General features: G+C 41.7%; 29 protein-coding genes and 4 tRNA genes. 29 read left to right on the forward strand and 4 right to left on the reverse strand.

The features are described from left to right. Positions 1 to 194 precede the first annotated feature (194 nt). The 3 genes from FAY33_RS17485 to FAY33_RS17495 all read left to right on the forward strand — a co-directional run bounded on the left by FAY33_RS17485 (position 195) and on the right by FAY33_RS17495 (position 489). Positions 195 to 267: transfer RNA gene (locus FAY33_RS17485), tRNA-Asn, on the forward strand. A 48-nt stretch (positions 268 to 315) separates the two neighbouring features. Next, positions 316 to 387, forward strand: a tRNA-Glu gene (locus FAY33_RS17490). A gap of 31 nt (positions 388 to 418) precedes the next feature. Further along, positions 419 to 489: transfer RNA gene (locus FAY33_RS17495), tRNA-Cys, on the forward strand. Positions 490 to 506: 17 nt separating this feature from the next. Here the strand turns inward: FAY33_RS17495 and FAY33_RS17500 are convergent. The 3 genes from FAY33_RS17500 to FAY33_RS17510 all read right to left on the reverse strand — a co-directional run bounded on the left by FAY33_RS17500 (position 507) and on the right by FAY33_RS17510 (position 2,599). Then, positions 507 to 1,565 (reverse strand): site-specific integrase, encoded by a 1,059-nt coding sequence (locus tag FAY33_RS17500; protein ID WP_143322525.1) that lies wholly within the window; start codon positions 1,563 to 1,565, stop codon positions 507 to 509. A 168-nt stretch (positions 1,566 to 1,733) separates the two neighbouring features. After that, positions 1,734 to 2,129: a helix-turn-helix transcriptional regulator gene (locus FAY33_RS17505; protein ID WP_143322526.1), complete on the reverse strand. Its 396-nt coding sequence runs from the start codon at positions 2,127 to 2,129 to the stop codon at positions 1,734 to 1,736. A gap of 59 nt (positions 2,130 to 2,188) precedes the next feature. Next, on the reverse strand, positions 2,189 to 2,599 hold the full coding sequence (locus tag FAY33_RS17510) for a helix-turn-helix transcriptional regulator (protein WP_143322527.1): 411 nt from the start codon (positions 2,597 to 2,599) through the stop codon (positions 2,189 to 2,191). A gap of 222 nt (positions 2,600 to 2,821) precedes the next feature. Between FAY33_RS17510 and FAY33_RS17515 the strand changes: the two genes are divergently transcribed. Genes FAY33_RS17515 through FAY33_RS17525 form a run of 3 tightly spaced genes read left to right on the forward strand, consistent with a single transcriptional unit; the run spans position 2,822 to position 4,048 of the window. Further along, positions 2,822 to 2,998 (forward strand): helix-turn-helix domain-containing protein, encoded by a 177-nt coding sequence (locus FAY33_RS17515; protein WP_143322528.1) that lies wholly within the window; start codon positions 2,822 to 2,824, stop codon positions 2,996 to 2,998. A 38-nt stretch (positions 2,999 to 3,036) separates the two neighbouring features. Continuing rightward, positions 3,037 to 3,291 (forward strand): helix-turn-helix domain-containing protein, encoded by a 255-nt coding sequence (locus FAY33_RS17520; protein WP_143322529.1) that lies wholly within the window; start codon positions 3,037 to 3,039, stop codon positions 3,289 to 3,291. A gap of 13 nt (positions 3,292 to 3,304) precedes the next feature. Further along, positions 3,305 to 4,048: a phage antirepressor KilAC domain-containing protein gene (locus FAY33_RS17525; protein ID WP_143322530.1), complete on the forward strand. Its 744-nt coding sequence runs from the start codon at positions 3,305 to 3,307 to the stop codon at positions 4,046 to 4,048. Positions 4,049 to 4,154: 106 nt separating this feature from the next. On the opposite strand, the gene FAY33_RS17530 is transcribed toward FAY33_RS17525, so the two are convergent. Further along, positions 4,155 to 4,472 (reverse strand): hypothetical protein, encoded by a 318-nt coding sequence (locus tag FAY33_RS17530; protein ID WP_143322531.1) that lies wholly within the window; start codon positions 4,470 to 4,472, stop codon positions 4,155 to 4,157. Between the two features lie 512 nt (positions 4,473 to 4,984). Between FAY33_RS17530 and FAY33_RS17535 the strand changes: the two genes are divergently transcribed. The 23 genes from FAY33_RS17535 (at position 4,985) to FAY33_RS19625 (ending at position 18,076) form a co-directional block, all read left to right on the forward strand. Continuing rightward, positions 4,985 to 5,404, forward strand: a complete 420-nt coding sequence (locus tag FAY33_RS17535) for a hypothetical protein (protein WP_143322532.1) — start codon at positions 4,985 to 4,987, stop codon at positions 5,402 to 5,404. A gap of 152 nt (positions 5,405 to 5,556) precedes the next feature. Next, a complete protein-coding gene (locus tag FAY33_RS17545) occupies positions 5,557 to 6,234 on the forward strand; it encodes a hypothetical protein (RefSeq protein WP_143322534.1) in 678 nt (225 codons plus the stop codon). Between the two features lie 13 nt (positions 6,235 to 6,247). Further along, positions 6,248 to 6,439, forward strand: coding sequence for a hypothetical protein (locus tag FAY33_RS17550; protein ID WP_143322535.1), 192 nt, complete (start codon positions 6,248 to 6,250; stop codon positions 6,437 to 6,439). Positions 6,440 to 6,552: 113 nt separating this feature from the next. Next, a complete protein-coding gene (locus tag FAY33_RS17555; protein ID WP_143322536.1) occupies positions 6,553 to 7,479 on the forward strand; it encodes a DUF1351 domain-containing protein in 927 nt (308 codons plus the stop codon). An 11-nt stretch (positions 7,480 to 7,490) separates the two neighbouring features. Next, a complete protein-coding gene (locus FAY33_RS17560) occupies positions 7,491 to 8,165 on the forward strand; it encodes an ERF family protein (protein ID WP_143322537.1) in 675 nt (224 codons plus the stop codon). Positions 8,166 to 8,262: 97 nt separating this feature from the next. After that, the gene (locus tag FAY33_RS17565) at positions 8,263 to 8,805 is read left to right on the forward strand and encodes a putative HNHc nuclease (RefSeq protein WP_347562715.1); all 543 of its coding nucleotides are present in this window, start codon (positions 8,263 to 8,265) and stop codon (positions 8,803 to 8,805) included. A 101-nt stretch (positions 8,806 to 8,906) separates the two neighbouring features. Beyond that, entirely contained in the window at positions 8,907 to 9,269 is a 363-nt protein-coding gene (locus tag FAY33_RS17570; protein ID WP_185967685.1) for a hypothetical protein, read from the forward strand. Between the two features lie 4 nt (positions 9,270 to 9,273). After that, positions 9,274 to 10,122: a conserved phage C-terminal domain-containing protein gene (locus FAY33_RS17575; protein WP_143322539.1), complete on the forward strand. Its 849-nt coding sequence runs from the start codon at positions 9,274 to 9,276 to the stop codon at positions 10,120 to 10,122. Continuing rightward, on the forward strand, positions 10,016 to 10,867 hold the full coding sequence (locus FAY33_RS17580) for an ATP-binding protein (RefSeq protein WP_243126820.1): 852 nt from the start codon (positions 10,016 to 10,018) through the stop codon (positions 10,865 to 10,867). The genes FAY33_RS17575 and FAY33_RS17580 overlap by 107 nt, the downstream gene beginning before the upstream one ends. Then, positions 10,864 to 11,124, forward strand: a complete 261-nt coding sequence (locus tag FAY33_RS17585; protein ID WP_143322540.1) for a hypothetical protein — start codon at positions 10,864 to 10,866, stop codon at positions 11,122 to 11,124. Before FAY33_RS17580 ends, FAY33_RS17585 begins: the two co-directional genes overlap by 4 nt. Before the next feature lie 362 nt (positions 11,125 to 11,486). Next, positions 11,487 to 11,786: a hypothetical protein gene (locus FAY33_RS17590; RefSeq protein ID WP_143322541.1), complete on the forward strand. Its 300-nt coding sequence runs from the start codon at positions 11,487 to 11,489 to the stop codon at positions 11,784 to 11,786. A gap of 1 nt (position 11,787) precedes the next feature. Further along, on the forward strand, positions 11,788 to 11,940 hold the full coding sequence (locus FAY33_RS19615; protein ID WP_185967686.1) for a hypothetical protein: 153 nt from the start codon (positions 11,788 to 11,790) through the stop codon (positions 11,938 to 11,940). A 32-nt stretch (positions 11,941 to 11,972) separates the two neighbouring features. After that, the gene (locus FAY33_RS17595; RefSeq protein WP_143322542.1) at positions 11,973 to 12,305 is read left to right on the forward strand and encodes a hypothetical protein; all 333 of its coding nucleotides are present in this window, start codon (positions 11,973 to 11,975) and stop codon (positions 12,303 to 12,305) included. Positions 12,306 to 12,369: 64 nt separating this feature from the next. Then, positions 12,370 to 12,534, forward strand: coding sequence for a hypothetical protein (locus tag FAY33_RS19620; protein ID WP_185967687.1), 165 nt, complete (start codon positions 12,370 to 12,372; stop codon positions 12,532 to 12,534). A 16-nt stretch (positions 12,535 to 12,550) separates the two neighbouring features. Further along, on the forward strand, positions 12,551 to 13,468 hold the full coding sequence (locus tag FAY33_RS17600; RefSeq protein ID WP_143322543.1) for a site-specific integrase: 918 nt from the start codon (positions 12,551 to 12,553) through the stop codon (positions 13,466 to 13,468). Positions 13,469 to 13,479: 11 nt separating this feature from the next. Then, entirely contained in the window at positions 13,480 to 13,968 is a 489-nt protein-coding gene (locus FAY33_RS17605; RefSeq protein ID WP_143322544.1) for a hypothetical protein, read from the forward strand. 95 nt (positions 13,969 to 14,063) lie between these two features. After that, positions 14,064 to 15,350, forward strand: a complete 1,287-nt coding sequence (locus FAY33_RS19820) for a DNA cytosine methyltransferase (RefSeq protein WP_207706033.1) — start codon at positions 14,064 to 14,066, stop codon at positions 15,348 to 15,350. A 94-nt stretch (positions 15,351 to 15,444) separates the two neighbouring features. Beyond that, a complete protein-coding gene (locus FAY33_RS17620; protein WP_143322545.1) occupies positions 15,445 to 16,452 on the forward strand; it encodes a tyrosine-type recombinase/integrase in 1,008 nt (335 codons plus the stop codon). A gap of 12 nt (positions 16,453 to 16,464) precedes the next feature. Beyond that, positions 16,465 to 16,725, forward strand: a complete 261-nt coding sequence (locus FAY33_RS17625; protein WP_143322546.1) for a hypothetical protein — start codon at positions 16,465 to 16,467, stop codon at positions 16,723 to 16,725. Then, positions 16,694 to 16,942, forward strand: a complete 249-nt coding sequence (locus FAY33_RS17630) for a hypothetical protein (protein ID WP_143322547.1) — start codon at positions 16,694 to 16,696, stop codon at positions 16,940 to 16,942. Before FAY33_RS17625 ends, FAY33_RS17630 begins: the two co-directional genes overlap by 32 nt. 4 nt (positions 16,943 to 16,946) lie before the next feature. Further along, positions 16,947 to 17,402 (forward strand): hypothetical protein, encoded by a 456-nt coding sequence (locus FAY33_RS17635; protein ID WP_143322548.1) that lies wholly within the window; start codon positions 16,947 to 16,949, stop codon positions 17,400 to 17,402. A gap of 22 nt (positions 17,403 to 17,424) precedes the next feature. Beyond that, positions 17,425 to 17,802, forward strand: a complete 378-nt coding sequence (locus FAY33_RS17640) for a hypothetical protein (protein ID WP_143322549.1) — start codon at positions 17,425 to 17,427, stop codon at positions 17,800 to 17,802. Between the two features lie 200 nt (positions 17,803 to 18,002). Continuing rightward, positions 18,003 to 18,076 (forward strand) — tRNA-OTHER (locus FAY33_RS19625). The last annotated feature ends 91 nt before the right edge of the window (positions 18,077 to 18,167 follow it).

Here is an 18,167-nt window from a genome sequence, read left to right on the forward strand (position 1 = left end):
CTTAACCAGGTTGGTTTAGGTCGCCAGAGCACTTAACGAGTTATTCAACGAGTTTAGTGCGAGGCATATCAAAACACTTAGCGAGATATTATCGAGCTTAGTATTTTGATAAAGAGGAAAGAACGGATGAAGAAGATATATAACAATATGTGGTTTTGAGGGTATATGCCTCAATCGTTGCAGTAATGCAATAATCCTCGATAGCTCAGTCGGTAGAGCAAACGGCTGTTAACCGTTGGGTCGTAGGTTCAAGTCCTACTCGGGGAGTTCGTAATACTCAGGCAAAAGACTGTGAGGAAAGCGAAAAGAGAAGTTGGCCCCATGGTCAAGCGGTTAAGACATCGCCCTTTCACGGCGGTAACACGAGTTCGAATCTCGTTGGGGTCATTGAATTTAGGAAAAAAGTTTTACAATATATGGCGACATAGCCAAGTGGTAAGGCGTGGGTCTGCAACACCCTGATCACCAGTTCAAATCTGGTTGTCGCCTCTATATAGCCCCTGTATTTACTGGGGCTTATTTTTTTGTGTTGTATTTTCGTGTTGCATATTACTAAAATATGTGTTCGCAATATTGTTCATTTCCTGCATTTTACCCATCATAGCATGTCGGTATACACTTTTTAATACTCCGTCATTTCCCCAGCCACCCCGGCTCATTATATAGGCATCCGGTATTCCGAGTGCATGCTGAATACTTGCAGAATAATGCCTTAAATCATGAAATCTGAAATGAGGTATTCCAGAACTTTTGAGTAATCTTGAAAAACGGGTTGTTATATTGTCGGGAGATAGATCAGTAATTTTCCCTGATATATTTTCCCACTTATTAGCTACAAAATCAGGGTAATCTATGAAACGGTCCCCGGCATAGGATTTTGGAGCTTTGATAACCCATTTTTTATCTGGCCCCAAAACCATATTTTCACATACATGTACGATATTACCATTTATGTTTTTAGTATTAAGTGCACATATTTCGCCACGTCGCATCGGTCCAAAGGCGGCAAGCAGAATGGGAATTTCCAAATCAGTTCCAGTTGCAAGTTTGATAAGTTTTTTCACATCATTATCTGATGGTATATATAGTTGGGGACGTACTGGTTTTGGCAACACTGTGTTTAGTACAAAATTTGGACGTTCCTGTTTTATAACCGCAGCGATTAATCCGTGATTGTCTCTTACTGTTTTAGGAGCGTGTACCTTTGCGTCTTCGTTGACGAAATCTTGAATTATCTCCTGAGTGATATTGTTTATTTCTATATCAGCCAACACCTTTAGATCTTTATTTTGCAATCTTTTGTAATTCAATATAGTGCGGGGAGAAACAACAGGCTCCCTCATGGAAATATACTTTTCGAGAGCTTGACCGAAAGTCTTTTTTGATCGAGACCTTGTCTCTTTTGTCAATGCGTACTCGGTTGCCATGTTTTCTGCTATTTTTTTTCCTACACTTTTGGGATTATCGCAGGTAAAAGATTTATAGTGCCGTTTCCCACTTTCGTCAGTATAGTCGTAGACCTGTACCCTCCACGATCCTGATGGTAGTTTTCTTGCTGTAGGCATGTCTTTCTTCCTTCCAATTACTTATTTTTTGGTAAAAAAATACGCCATACCTTTGACAGATTGGCGCATAAGTGATACAATAAGTCTGCGAAAACCTTGTATCAGTCAATTGTCTGGTATGATTTATAAAATCCGTTCTGGCATATGCCTGGGCGGTTTTTATTTTTGTTATTTTCTGATAATTTCAACTTGTTTCATGGCACTTTTTAGAGCTTGTGTAAGTATAGCCAATGATTTATCGTCAAGCTTTTCGCCTTTAAAATACAACGGACCGGAGTCTTTATTGCTCATATCTTCGATAATCTCACTAAACCTTTTCGCAATATCTCTTTCGTACATAGGCATCAAGTTTGTTTCCTTTTCGTCTTTACTTTCAACACCGGACATTAGGTAATCTAATGTAATACCAAAATAGTCGGCAATTTTTCGCATGTTATCTGATTTTGGTGTACTCCTGCCTCTTTTCCAGTCACTTAGAGTGGTTTGGGATATTCCGGTTGCTTTGGCCACCTTGTAAGCGGTAACACCATATCTTAGTAATAGCTTTTCAAATATTTCATACATATAGCACCTCTTAAGTGGGAAGTGATAGCTTCTTAATTCAGCAAATTTCATGTTCTGTGTTATTTTTTCTTTGCCATTTTCTTTATTAATTCAAATTCTTGTCTCATATTGGTAACAAAAGATGCCATAATTTCTTTTTCTTTTTCATTTAGTTCGATGCCATCGAAATAAAGAGGGCTACCATTAGGATCATTAATATCACCAATTATATTATCAAATTTTCTTGCAATATCTCTATCTGCGATTGATGGCACCGCAGGCTTCTTCTTTTCGTCAGGCTCTTTGCCAGTCATTAAGCAATCCATACTTATACCAAAATAGTCGCAAATTTTCCCCCCTATTTCAGGACCAACCAAATATCTTTTCTTCTTCCATGTATATATTGTGGATTGTGATACACCAGTATCTTTACAAAATTTGTAAATAGTTATTCCATGTTTGGCAAGTAGTGCTTCAAAAACCTCGTACATAGTTAATCTCGCTTTCTAAAATTAAATACTTCAAAAAAACGCAATAAACCTATTGACTACTGTTGCACATAGTGGTATAGTGTGTACATACAACGGCAGAACATAGTAAAAGCGTTAAATACAGTGTAGTTGTATCGGTTTAATGATATACATCGTTCGCAAAACAAGTATATCACTAAACCGTGGTATACACAAGTATTTTTTGGTAAAGGAGGGATTATTATGTCTAAAATGTATTCTTGTGCAGATGTGGCGGATCGCTATGGTGTGTCGCTTGTGACTGTATGGAGCTGGATCAAGAAAAAGAAACTAGCAGCAATGAAGATCGGCCGAGAATATAAAATCAGTGAAAGCGACATAGCAGCATTTGAAGAGTCATGTCGCACAGTAACCCGATGACGCAAGTGTTTTTAAGAATAAGAAAGAGAGGTTAAGATATGCCAAAGTTAAAACTTTCGGAATATGAACAAAAGAAGATAATGGCTCGTGCGACACTTAAAAATCGAATGGAGATCAAACAAATCAGTATGAAAGCAATGGCCAAGAGGTTAAATAAGCCAAAGAGTACTTTATATAATCGTTTTGCAAACCCTGGAATAATTAGGCTTGATGACTTATGGACGCTGGTGTCATTACTTGGGTTGAGCGATGAAGAAATCCTACAAATTGTCCGTGGAAAAGAAAAGGTATAAGGAGGTACGCCTATTGAACGATCTTATCAAGATCAATTACGAAGCAGAGAATCCCACAGTATCGGCAAGGGATTTACATGAGGGGCTAGGAGTGAAAACCAAATTCACAGATTGGTTTAAACGCATGTCTGAGTACGGATTTACGGAAGCTGATTATAGTAAGTGCTTCCCAAATCTGGGAAGCGGTTCCAATGGAGGTCAGAATGAAGTTGATTACGAAATCTCCGTAGACATGGCAAAACAAATTTGCATGATCCAGCGAACTGAGAAAGGTCGGCTTTACCGCCAGTATTTCCTTGACTTAGAAAAAGCCTGGAACACACCGGAGCAGGTATTCGCCAGAGCATTAAAGATGGCAGACCGGGAAATCGAAAGGCTGAAAGCAGATAAGACGGTGCTCATTGAAGATGTGGAACGAATGAGACCAAAAGAAATATTTGCCGATGCGGTATCAGTCAGTCACACGACAATACTTATAGGTGAACTGGCAAAGCTCATTAAGCAGAACGGCGTAGACATGGGAGAAAAGCGGCTGTTCGCATGGCTCCGTGAAAACGGCTATTTGATTAAAAGAAAAGGAACTGATTACAATTCCCCTACTCAGAAAAGTATGGAACTAGGATTGTTTACAGTAAAAGAAACATCAATTACTCATGCAGATGGTCATGTGACTGTAAATAAGACCACAAAAGTAACGGGCAAGGGGCAACAGTACTTTATCAACAAGTTTGTCGGCGATGACCGGGAGGTGATGTAAATGAAACCAATCAAACTGGGGCGCAAGAAACGTAATGCACAATCAGAATTAATAAATAATGATTCGGATTTACCGTTGTATGAGAAGTATCCGTATGCGCCGCTGATCATTTCCATAATTTCATTATTGTTTGTAATAGCAAAGCCAGTTCTTCTCTGTATCCTCCAATGGCTGCAAAGATAGAAACAGCGAGAGGAACAAACCAATGTAGGTATGCCATTTTCTGATCATGAAGAGCTGTTTTACCCTCTTCCTTAATAACACAACATCGTATCTTACGGTTATCTAAATCTGATTCATAATGAATAAAGCCTCGATTTGCAAGGAAGTGTATTATTTCCTTTTCCGAATGATCAGAGTTCGTGTAATCGTATATGTTCGTTTTACTTATTCGCTTTAGAATGTTGGTTTGTTTTCTTGTCACAAAAAATCCCCTCCCTAGTTAATTAAGGAGATTATAACACAAAATTTATAAGGAGGTAACCCATGGAAAGACACTGGCGGCAGAAATACCGAGAGAGCAGCCACTTTTACACAACACTGCTAATAGCCGACCACATCATAATCACTGGGCTGGTGATAGGACTGGTGCTGGCACTGAGATAGGAGGGAGCGAATGAATCTACCATTTTTCAACCGATTTACATATGTAATACACCGAGACTACGGCACACCGCCGAAGGTATATGGGCAGATGCTTAAGACCACCCGGCGCAAGAGGAAGGTAAGGAAGAGAAATGTTTAATCCGCAGAGTCGGAAGAAGGAGGATATATGGCTGATCAAACTATTAGTATCTCAGAATGCAGAAACCTGAGGGCAATCATTAATTCCATGACGGCAAGTTGTTTCCTTACCGAAAAGGAGTACTTGCAAATTATGTTGATACTTGCGTCTGTTGGCGAAAGATTGGAAGCGGAAGGGAGGGTAAGCGAGGAATGAAACCGATGCTTTTTCAGAAAGTGAAGTGTAATGGATATCTGAAAAAGGTTCATGATGGTAGGTTTATTGACATGAACAAAAACGAAGGTGGAACATTTGACTGTACATACATTGACACCAACAATCCCGACCTGGATATAGAATGCCAGTATTGTGGAGATTTAGATTTTCTCAAAAGTTATTATGAACGTAAGGAAAAACAATTTGTAGGCGTGGTGGTCGGATTCAAGGACATTGTAATTGACGGATTTTTGACGGTAGAGACCTGCTATAACTGGCTGGATAACGAATATACCAAGATCGGAAAGAAGCCAAAAACAGTAGAGACCTGCTCAATTGTCTATTACGCTAATAACCGCAAAAGGTATGTACCATTAAAAGATATTGAGGTGGATCATGAAGAAAAACAAAACTAACCGTGCCGGAGCCGCCGCAGGACTAAGCCCCCATAGCAGGCAGACCGGCAAGAACAGAAAAAGACCCAAGGGTGTTGGCGCACCGATGGGTCAGGTAAATAAAAATAACAATTATACCCCGTATTGTATACGGAAAAATGGAGGGTGTCAAGATGAATAAAAAATTTGAGCTTGTAATGGATCAGAAAATAGAGTTTTTGGGTAGAACATTATTCCGGGTTAAGGCTTTGGTTTCGTTTGCAGATGTTGAGGCTGGTGAAATCGGTGGATATGTTGAAAACACGGATAACATCGGGGTAGACGGTGATGCCTGGGTAGGCGGTAATGCCTGGGTAGTCGGTAATGCCAGGGTAGTCGGTAATGCCAGGGTAGACGGTAATGCCAGGGTAGACGGTAATGCCAGGGTAGTCGGTAATGCCAGGGTAGTCGGTAATGCCTGGGTAGTCGGTAATGCCTGGGTAGTCGGTAATGCCAGGGTAGACGGTAATGCCAGGGTAGGCGGTAATGCCTGGGTAGGCGGTAATGCCTGGGTAGGCGGTAATGCCTGGGTAGGCGGTGATGCCTGGGTAGGTAAAAATACTCATTATTTAACCGTGGGGCCAATTGGATCGAGAGACGATACCATTACATTTTTCCGAACGAAAGAATTACATATTTCCGTAAAAATTGGCTGCTTTAGAGGCACTATTGACGAATTTGTGCTGAAAGTCAAAGAAACACATGCTGAAAATCCTCATGCAAAGGCATATCTGCTTGCTGCGGAGATTGCAAAAGTGAGGATTGATTTAACACCAGAAGAACACACAAACCCAAGTCATGATCCAGAATAAGGAGGATATCAAAATGAGTAAAGAATTTAACACAGTTATGGTTGATATTGACCGGTACAGTCAGCTCATTGCGATAGAGGCAAGGCTTGATTCACTTAAACGGTTTGTACAAAAAAGTGAATACAACATAAACCCATCGGACATAGCTTCTATTTTGTATTTTGATCTCCCGGAGAAACAGGGTGATGTAAATGAACCTACATAAGTGTGATATGTGTGGTCTGTATCTTGCAACGGACAAAGAGGAATGCCTTGAATGTATAAATCAATCAAATGTCAATAAAAAGTTGGCTTCGAAAAGCCAGATAGGAGCGGATTATGGAAGAGATGAAATTGAATGTAACGACAGGGGATATGAAGATAACGGCGAACTTTGAAGCCTTTGAAAAATGGATTGAGGATCGTACCCATGAATATGACGGAGTAGTCTTCACTGAGGACCAGAAAGCCGCTGCAAAAAAGTCTGTGGCAGACCTCAGAAAGACAAAAAAGTCCGTAGAAGACACCTTAAAAACTACGAAAAAGTTATGGCTGGAGCCGTTTGAGGTTTTTTCTGATAAGGTAAAAGCTTTGTCTGCCAAACTGGATGCGCCAATTGATTACATACTCAAACAGGTGGAAGAATTCGAAAACAAGCGCATTGCAGAACGTGAAGCCGATATCCAGAGGATTTACGATGAAAACATAGGTGATATGGTAGACTTCCTTCCGCTGTACAAAATCAAATCTGATAAATGGACGAATGCAAGCACCAATATTAAGGCAATAACCAAAGAATTGACAGAACTTGTTAATACCGTAAGAACTGGGAAAATGGCAATTGAAGCCATGGTATCAGAAGCCAAAGAAGAAGCCCTTTGCAAGTTTAAAGCAACTCTTAATCTGACTGATGCGCTGGACCACATTAATAAATATGAAGCACAGAAAGCCGAAATTTTAAAGCGTGAAGAAGCCAGAATGCAGGCTGAACAGGAACACCGGATACAGGCTGAGATTGAGCGTGCGAAGCAGGAAGAACGCCGCAAAATTGCCAAAGAAGAGCGGATCAGAAAAGAAGCAGAGGAAGCGGCGAGAGTAGAAGTGAAAGAAGAAATTAAGACCATCAATGAAGTCGCTGCCGCACCACTTACCATGCCAGAATCCATCAAGGCTGTTTATACAGTCGTTGGAACTGATGCAGAGTTGCAAGAGCTTGAAATGGCTATGAATAGCCTTGGACTGTATTTTGAAAGGAAAAACTTATAAGGAGTGATTTTATGAATATCCTTGAAAAACTTTTACATATCCAATCTGAACTAAAAGCACCAAAGAACCAGCGCAACGATTTTGGAAAATATAATTACCGAAATTGTGAAGATATTCAAGAGGCAGTTAAACCGCTGGCTCAGGAAGTTAAAGCGGTTTTAGTGACTGGAGATGAACTTGTACAGATGGGTGATAGATTTTACGTAAAAGCAACAGCACGATTTATGGATTGCGAATCTTCCGACGAAATCAAAAACACTGCCTATGCTCGTGAAGAATCTGAAAAGAAAGGCATGGACGCTTCACAGATTACAGGAAGCGCAAGCAGTTATGCCCGGAAATATGCCCTAAATGGATTGTTCTGCATTGATGATGTAAAAGATGCAGACAGTCAAGACAATACAAGCAAAGGGAAAGCAGACCAAGGGAAAAGGGCTACGGGCAATAAACAATCAGAGCCGCCTAAACCATCAAAGAAACAATTGCACGAGATATACAACGAATTGGCGCGTACCGGTATCGGAAGAACTGGGTTGCTTAAAAAGTATAATATCACTGCATTGGAGGTCATGAGCGTAGATCAGTATAACGATGCCATAAGTGCCCTTAAAAGCAAGCCCAATAAACCTGTAAATCCTTCAACTATTCCGCCTGATGATGCTGATAATGGACTCCCGTGGAAATAATGAGGTGATCTAATTGTATGAAACGGCAAGGATAACTGGCTATAAACCGGTGCAAGAGGGTACATATCTCCAGATATTTATACCGGGAAAGAATCTTATGGAGCCGATAGAAGCAAAGCACATGCGTGATTGCACTGTCTGGCTTGATGACGGGCGACATATCAGTGCGGAGCAACGCAAGAAGGTTTATGCCACTATAAATGATATTGCTGCCTACACAGGAGAAGTGCCGGAGATCATGAAAGAATGGCTTAAATACCTGCATATTTACCGGACCGGATCAGAATACTTTTCCTTCTCCCGGTGCTCCATGGATACAGCAAGGGAATTTATAAATACTATCCTTGATTATTCTTTGGAAATGGGGATACCGCTGATGGACTTTGCACTGAACAGGACCGACGATATAGACCATTATTTATACGCTTGTCTAAAGCTAAAAAAGTGTGCGATCTGCGGCAGACCGGGAGAGGTACACCATGTAGATACAATCGGTATGGGTAATGACAGGCGAACGCTTGATGATTCACAGCACAGAAAGATTTGCTTGTGCCGTACACATCACACAGAAGCACACACAACGGGCGTAGATAGTTTCGCGAACAAGTATAAGGTGTACGGTATAAAGTACGCAGAATAGCCTTGTAGTCCCTCTAATCTCGGGATTTACATATATGTCACAGAATGCCAAACCTCTGCCATGCTATTTCAGGGCTGGCAGAGGGGAAAGGAGGCTTGATTTTGGGAAAGATAAACAGTAAACAGAAGGGTGCGGCAGGCGAACGTGAACTTGCTAAACTGCTTGGATATTATGGATATAAAACAAGGAGAGGGCAGCAATATTGCGGTGCAAACGGAGACGCTGATGTGATAGGTCTCCCCGGTATACATATTGAGTGTAAAAGGGTTGAACGACTCAACATTTATGAGGCGATGGAGCAGGCAGAAAGAGATTCCTGTGAGAAAGAAATCCCATTTCACCCGGAGCGTCCTACGGTATTTCATCGGAAAAACAATCACCCATGGCTGGTGACAATGAGACTGGAAGATTGGATTGAACTGTACCGTGAGTGGGAAGCCGGTAAAGCATTAGAACAGGAGTGATGATGTGGCAGAAGGAGGCAAGGACAAATTAAACGGTCCTCAATTGGAGGACGGTTATACCAGGGTAGCGAATGAGTTATTGGAAGCCGTTTTCCATGCTGATTTCAACGGTGCACAAATAAGAGTATTGCTCTGCCTGATAAGAAACACCTATGGCTACGGTCGTAAGGAATGCGAGTTTTCGAATGGCTTTGTAGCGAAGGGTACCGGGTTAAATAAAAAGAGTGTTGCCCTGGTAATAAACAGTTTACAAGAAGGGAAAGTAATCACTGTAACACAGCAACCAACTTACACCAGCCCCAAGAAAGTGAAGCTGAATAAAAGGATAAAAGAGTGGTCCCCTTTACCCCCACAGTGGAAGACTTCACCTACAGGGGAAGACGTCACCAGTGGTACAGGGGAAGACGTCACCAGTGGTACAGGGGAAGACGTCACCCCCCAAAAAAGAAAGATATTAAAGAAAGATATTAAAGAAATAGTCGAGAAGCCTCCTTACCAAGAAATTATTGATTACTTGAACGGTAAAACGGGTAAAGCGTATCGGTGGCAAGGCAAGGCTACCCAGGGACATATCAACGGTAGATTTTCAGAAGGTTACACATTGGCAGACTTTAAAAGAGTAATAGACAATAAGACCGCAGAATGGAAGGGTGGAAAGATGGAACAGTACCTAAGACCAGAAACACTATTCGGCTCTAAGTTTGACGGATATCTTAATCAATCACAAGGGAAAGGGGAATCAAATAATGGGACGTCTGGAGGACGAACTGGAACGAATGAAAAGGGACTTGTCGCAGAAGCGATTGCAGCCGGGGTCAGCACAGACTTTGACGGATTCAACGGTTTCGACTGATGTATGTCCTAAGTGTAACGGATCTGGTTGGATTTATTACACAGAAAATGGATATGAGTACGGGAGAAAATGCGAATGTTGGGATAAGATGGTAGCCTCCAGGCGGTTGCAGTTTGCAGAGCTGCCGGAAGCGTTTAAAGATGTGAAGTTGCGGAGCTTCTCACTGAGCGTATATAAAACCATTGAGAGCCGGAATTTAATAGCGGTTGCATCAAAGACAGTGACTCATTATCTGACGAACTTTAAGAATATGCAGGGGCGCGGTATGGGGCTTTATCTCCACTCAGCGACAAAAGGTTCGGGCAAGACCAGAATGGCTGTAGGAATCGCAAATGAACTGCTTAAAAGCCATCAGGTAAAGTTTGCGGGGTCTACAACAATCATCAAGGAGATTAAGCGCACCTTTAATAATAAACCGGGTGATGATGGCGAGACGGAAAGCCAGTTACTTGATTCCCTGGCAGCGGTTGAAATTTTGATTATAGATGATTTCGGGACCGAGACTCCTACCAATTGGGTAAACGACAAGTTTTACCAGATAATCAATGACCGGTATGTCGGACGCAAGGTTACGATCTTTACAAGCAACGAGTCCCTCAATGACTTAAATTACGATGACCGGATCACCAACCGGATCAAGGAACGAACCTATCAGATAGCATTCCCGGAGGAATCAGTCAGAGAGTACATAGCCGAAAAGAATAACCAGGACCTTATAGAAAACCTTAAAGGAGGCAGTAAATGATCGTAAGCGTAAAGGATATAGAGACTTTAAAAACCTCAATTAAAATCGGCGAGCATGTGAACTACCGGACACCAGTTTACAGCATCGAAGAAAATCCCAGGTATGCTAAAAAAGATAATGATGCAGTTGTGGTTGAAAAGCTTAAACGTGTAGTAGTCGTGGAGTATATGGCGGTGAGAGGTAAAAGAACTGAACCTGCCAGAGGGACGATGCCTTACAAAGAGATTTATATGCAACGGATCGGAGAGCAGTATTGACGGAGGGATGCCATGGAGAAGTATAAAGGGTTTTTATACATCAGATGCGAGAAATGTGGAAAGGAGCGTGGGTATTGCACTAAGGCATACATAACTCGCCACTACTGCGAATGCGGGCATGTAACACCTCTTACGGGGCTTGTGCCTATGTATGTAATGCACGAATGCGGACAGCGCACATGCCGTCATAAAACCAACATTACAGATAAGATGTTCGATGCGCCGTGTATAAAGTGTCATGCTCCGGTAACGGTGGAATGGGATTCCAAGAGGTGGCAGTACAAGACGGTAGAGTGACCATATTGGTAAAGCCAACAAAAAGGTAAATGCAAGTTTACCGGATTAGAAAGGTAAGGTGAAAAATGAAAAGATTAACCAACGATATTAAGCTGGGATTTCAAGATTCTAACAAACTACCAAGTTACGTGGGGCTATGGGATCAACTGAAAAAGTATGAAGACACTGGCCTGGAGCCGGAAGCAGTTGAAAGAGCGGTGATACTTGCAAAAGCCTACATCAATGAAGCTTTGAAAGAAAATGAGAGAGCAATAGCCAGAATTGAAGCTATGGGAGCAGGAGCGGATACATACGAGATTGAAGAGGCAAACACTGGTCTTAAAAACCTCCTGATTAAATTCGAGGGGCGGCAGGAAGGAGAATAATATGGATATGATGCAAGATGGAGTTGAGGTTTTCTGCTTGCCAGATAGCGCAAAATGCTGTGCAGATGAAGAAGAGAGAAGCCCTCTGGATATTGACGAATGCCCCATGGGACATATTGAATGCCACGGGGATTGTTACTATTACGCTGAGTAGCTGCCAAGGCAGCAGGAAAGGAAGATAAGAAAATGCAGATAAATGAATTAGTAAAAGAGGTAGGTCAGAATGCAAGGGATCATGGCTGGTGGGACGGAGAAGAAAGAACCTTTGGTGAATTAATAGCACTCTGTCATAGCGAGTTATCAGAGGCACTGCAGGAATACCGGGACGGTAAGGAAGAAACTGAAACATATTACGGTGAGAATAACAAGCCAGAGGGGATACCAAGTGAACTTGCCGATACGGTTATCAGAATCATGGATATGTGCGATCATTACGGGATTGATCTGGAAGCAGCAATAGTTGAGAAGCACCAGTTCAACAAGAGCCGCCCATACAGACACGGGAATAAGGTTATTTAAGCTGCCAGGGCAGCAGGAAGGGGAATGTAAAGCATGAGAAGATCAGAATTGAATGGAGGAAACCATGGAAGCTGATGAAAAGGTTGTTATAACCAGAGAACAATTGAGAGTATTGAGAGACGGCCTATGTGTGTGGAATACAATTGTCCTGGACAGTTTAACCGAGAGAGGGCGGATAAAGTTGTACGATGCACAGGACCTAGTAGAAAGGCTGTGGAACAACAAATAGCAGGAAGGAGTGCAAAATGCTTTTTTATGAATATTTCAAAAGTTGGGTTGAAGCATACAAATCCGGGACAGTGGCAGAAGTAACATTGTCAAAGTACCGGATGACATATATGCGGTTGAAAGAACTGGCTCCTACACTGGATTTGGAAGTAATAGGACGCAGGGAGTATCAGCAATTAATAAATGACTATGCGCTTACGCATGAAAAGCAGACGGTCATGGACTTCCATCGTCAGCTCAAAGCGTGCCTCTTGGACGCTTACGATGAGAAGTTAATAGAGCGGGACCCTACGCGGAAAGTAGCAATCCGGGGGAAAATGCCGGCAGAGAAGAAAATGAAATATCTCAACAGGGATGAACTGGAAAAACTGCTGAATGTGTTGCCGCTCCACACTGATAGGGTCGGATTTGATTGGCTCATATTGCTTCTGGCTAAAACGGGCCTCAGATTTGCGGAGGGGCTAGCATTAACACCCAATGATTTTGACTTTGCTAATAAAAAGATAAGGGTGAACAAAACCTGGAATTATAAATCTGCAAATGGAAGGTTCATGCCTACAAAAAATCAATCCTCTGTAAGGGAAGTAACAATAGATTCCGGCTTGACAGAACAGTTTGGGCAGCTGATCAAGGGCTTTCCAGCAGATGAACCGTTTTTCTTTGATAAGGCAGATCGGGTATTTAATTCTACCTTGAATAATTATTCGGAAAGATATTGCAAAGAGGCAGGTGTGCCGGTGATATCTGCACATTGTCTTAGACATACACATGCTTCCGTCCTGCTTGCTGCGGGGGTATCAATTCCAAGTGTATCAAAAAGGCTGGGGCACTCCAATGTTACCACTACCCAGGATACATATATTCACATCATAAGAGAGCTTGAGGAAAAGGACAAAAATAAGGCTATGGACTGTATGTCCAGCTTGTGCGGATAGGAGGAAACAGAATGCCACGTGATGTTATGGGAAGTTATCTCTCACCTGATGATTACAAAAAGGCTGCCGAAGCAGGAATCTGCGAGCAAACAGTAAAGTCAAGAATCTTACGAGGGTGGAGAGCAGAAAAAGCTATTACCGCTCCTGTCCTAAAAAAAAGCGAAAAGCCAGAAGAATATAAGAAATATAAACAATTAGCAGAAAAAAATGGAATCAATAAAGATACCTACAGGTACAGAATTAGAAGAGGGTGGACGTATTTTGATGCCGCAACATTACCGCTTGTAAGCTCCAGGGAAAGCATGATGAGATTAAATGGAAAAAGAGAAAGAACTATTCCAGAGCACATTGTAAAATTGGCAGAAAGCAACGGAATATGTTACTCAACGCTGCGAAGTAGAATTCAAAAGGGGCTCAAGATAGAGGAAGCTGCAATTAAACCGGTGAATACTGCACAACCCCAAAGTCACCCATGGAGAAAAAATATATTAAGTATGTAAAATTAGAATTGAACTGAATAAAAGAAAGGAGTAAGAGGTTTGCTGCGCAGCGAAAAAGACGTCTTTACTCCTAAATAAAAATGATTAAATTATATATGGGCGGTAGCCCTTGCACTCACTGGTCGATAGCCCAGACCAAGAATAGAGAGACAGAACCATCTGGGTTAGGGTGGGAGTTATTTGAAAACTATGTAATCGGACTTAGGAAATATAAACCTGATTACTTCCTTTATGAGAACAATAAATCAATGTCTCCTGCAATAAAAGAGCAGATCACAAAGGAGTTGGGCGTTGAACCGATATTGATTAACTCTGCATTGGTATCAGCACAGAATCGTAATAGATTGTATTGGACTAATATTCCCAGGGTTACACAGCCAGAAGACAAAGGTATTCTGTTAAAGGATATTCTGGATACTGGTATGGCATGGAAGGAAAAAAGCTATACCTTAGATGCAAATTATTATAAAACTGCCGGTACATATGATCCGAAGAGCCAGCATTCATATTCTAGACACATGGCGGCAGAACCGTTACCGTTTGGAATAAATGGGTTAGGGAATGCTTATCCGTTAAATGATGATGGATTTGGTAAGGCAAGGACAATTAAGGCTCAATATTATAAAAATTCTACCGCTAATGCTTTTTATTCCAGCACATATGGAGCAACTCTAGCAGCAGTACCAGTCAACACAACGGTAGAGGGTAAGGCACAGTGCTTAAGAGCAACTTATTACAAAGATGGGATCAGAAATATGGTAGGAAACAATATAGACAAAAAGACTTGCGTTGGAGTACCGATGTGCATAGCCGAAAGAGGACGCTATAAAGACGGAAAAGTGCAACAAAACTATGAACCTCAATACTCAGGAAAGACCAATACACTTACAACAGTGCAAAAAGATAATCTTGTCATTGAGTCCTGGGCTGGTAAATCTTATCCGGTTTACAAAGTTAGTAATGGACAAATAACCATTAAAGGTGAGCAGTATCCGATAAAGTTACCCGATGGATATTACATAATCCGCAAATTGACAGTAAAAGAGTGTATGAGATTGCAGACCGTACCAGATACATACATCTTTCCAGTTAGCAACACACAAGCTTATAAAATGCTTGGAAACGGCTGGACGGTTGATGTTATAGCGCATATTCTTTCTTTCGTTCCGGGCATCACCGCAGAAGAGGTAAATGTAATGTCCATGTATGACGGCATGAGTTGCGGACATATAGCCCTGGATAAACTGGGAGCAAATGTCGGGAAGTATTATGCAACTGAAATAGATAAGTATGCCATACAGACAGCCCGTGAGAATTATCCAGAAATGATTCATTTGGGTGATGCTTGCCAGGTTAGGAATGAAGATTGGTGTATCAATTAAAACTGATATTTAGTTGGTAGATTTTTTTATGGGAAAAATGACACAAAGAATATAAAAAGGCGACTGTAAAACAGCTTTTGCGGAGGGGTAAAAAATGGAAGAAAGGATAATCAATGATGTATTAATGCAGATGGAACCACATGTAAGCACAGAGGTGCTAAGGATATTGGAAACTGTGATGATCAAGGCTCTATATTATGTGGAGATAAAAAGGAAAGACACAGAGTTGTCAACAGAAATGGATGACAATTTATATCTCTTACAAGGATATGAGATGAACGTTAAAAAAGATGGTCTCAGTGCAAAAACCATAAAGGCATACTTAGGTGCAATGCGTAACATGCTCTGCGTTACTGATAAGAATATCCGGCGCATCACCTCTGTGGACATTAAATACTATCTGGATCAGTACGCGGCGAAAGGAAATTCCGTTAGAACAGTAAATAACGAACGCCGCTTCCTTTCAGCAGTATTTACCTGGTTCCGTAAGCATGGAGCTATCAATGTCAACCCCGTCGAAGCTGTGCCAGTTAAGAAAGAGCGTAAGCCACCCATTGACTATCTTAAGGGTGTGGAAGTGGAGCAATTAAGGGTGTCTTGTACCACATTAAGAGAGCGGGCATTAATGGAGTTCCTTCTCAGTACAGGAGTGCGCATTGGAGAGGTGCCGGAAATCAAGCTTGACGATGTAGACTGGGATACCGGAGAGATTGTTATATATGCGCATAAGACCTCTGACTATAGGACGGTGTACCTCAACGATGTGGCAAGGGTACATCTGCGCAAGTACCTGGAGTCAAGACAAGACGAAAGCAAAGCACTCTTTACGGAGGTCAGATCACCACATGGTCCAGTGCATGAGGACGGTTTGAGGCTAATAATCAGACGCCTAGGACAAAAGGCTGGATTAAGGCGCAGAGTATATCCTCATTTATTCCGTAAAACAATGGCAACCACTCTGAGAATAAAAGATTGCGCCATTGAGGATATCCAGCAGATATTGGGGCATAAGGACCCGTCTACCACGTTAGGTTTTTACGCCGCGGCAAACAAGGAGCATTTAAGGCAGGTACATAACCGGTATATGAGCATCGGAGCATAAGGAGGTAAATCTATGCCAGGGGAAGACAATGAGCAACTGAGAATGAGAGTAGCGGAGCTGGAGAAGTCAGATATTGCAGTCAGGAAAGTATTTGATATCCTGGAAAATAGAATGCAGGTATACGACGACAAATGTATGAAGAGTTGCGATGTGTCAGAGAAAGTAAAGCTGTTTGATAAATGGAAAGCATTAAAAGAATTCCGGGAGGAACTGGAACAGACTTTTGGAGAGGAGGAGGAAGATGGCAGCAAGAAAAATATTTGCAGTGTATGACGGCGGTAAAGAAGAAGGAGAATTCACTTCCAGAGAAATAGCCGACCATTGGGGAAATCGACAAGAAACGGTTACGGCCTGCGCGGATACAGGAAAACTATACAAGGGCAGGTATTTGTTTGAGACGGTAGACGAGGTGATCCGCAAAACCAGGAGTGAGCCTTTGTGGAAAAAGTGGGACGCGGCAAGATTAAAAATACTGGAAGCAGGGAGGTGAAAGTTTGGAACCGGATAAGAGTGTGTTAAAACAGTATCTCTCCATCAAAAAAGAAATAGACGCAGAGGAAACCCGTATTGATAAACTACAGCGAGAAATAGACAGTATGAGGCCGCTAGAAAGAGAAGTAACGGACGTTGTTACCAAAGGCAAGAGAGGAAAGAAACCTTTAGGTATTTGCATTATCCGAGGAAGTGGAGATTATGAGGACATAAACAAGAAGTGTGCAAATCTTAGGGAAAGGAAAGCTAAGAAGGAATTACACGTTGTAGCCCTAGAAAGAAAGGTTATTGATGTAGAAGCCTTTCTGTACAGCATGGAAGAGAGCGAGCTTAGGAACATCATCATGTACAGTTGCGTGGACGGAATGAACTGGAAAGAAGTTGCAGAGGCTATGGGTGATGGATATACGGAAGAAGCCTGTAAGAAAAAGTTTTCCAGGTTCATGAATGCAAATTAACCGGCCATTGAGAGGAGATTATATGAATAATAAAAAAGCTGAGTTCAGCGAATTACTTGGAAAGACAATTGTGGATATACAAGGGCTTGAAAAGGACGGTTTGGAAGTAATATTTACCTGCTCAGATGGTAAAAGGTACAAAATGGAACACTATCAAGATTGTTGCGAAAGCGTATGGATTGAAGATGTAGCTGGTAATGTTCCTGACCTAATTGGATACCCAATCACTATGGCAGAGGAAGAATCAAATTCAGAAAACCCACCTCTGGCTGAATATACTGACAGCTACACATGGACATATTACAAGCTTGCAACAATTAAAGGGTATGTAACAATCAGGTGGTATGGGGAATCCAACGGGTATTATAGTGAATCTGTTGACTTTGAAGAAATGCTTTAAAATATAAAATAATTGGCTGTCAAGTGAAAGTGTCACGTTTGTCACGGTACTTATATGGTATTATTAAGATGGGAAAAATATAAGTGTTCCCAACACATATATTTCAAATTTCCTCCCAAGGAAGCACATATTACGTCAAGTGCAGTCTGACTTTCCCTTACCAGACTATAAACTCTAAGGCTTGCCGGGAAGCCGGCATAGCAGCGCATAGTTCAATCGGTAGAACAGCAGAACACCCCGGCTGCAATCCTGGTTCAATTCCGGGTACGCTGTGTCAGCCAGTACATCATAATTACCCTCCTTTTGGAAACACCTGTCTTGGGATAGCTCTTGATGGGTGTTTTCTTTTGCCATAATATGGTGTA

It is taken from the genome of Clostridium sp. HBUAS56010, assembly GCF_007115105.1.
GTDB lineage: Bacteria > Bacillota > Clostridia > Lachnospirales > Lachnospiraceae > Lacrimispora.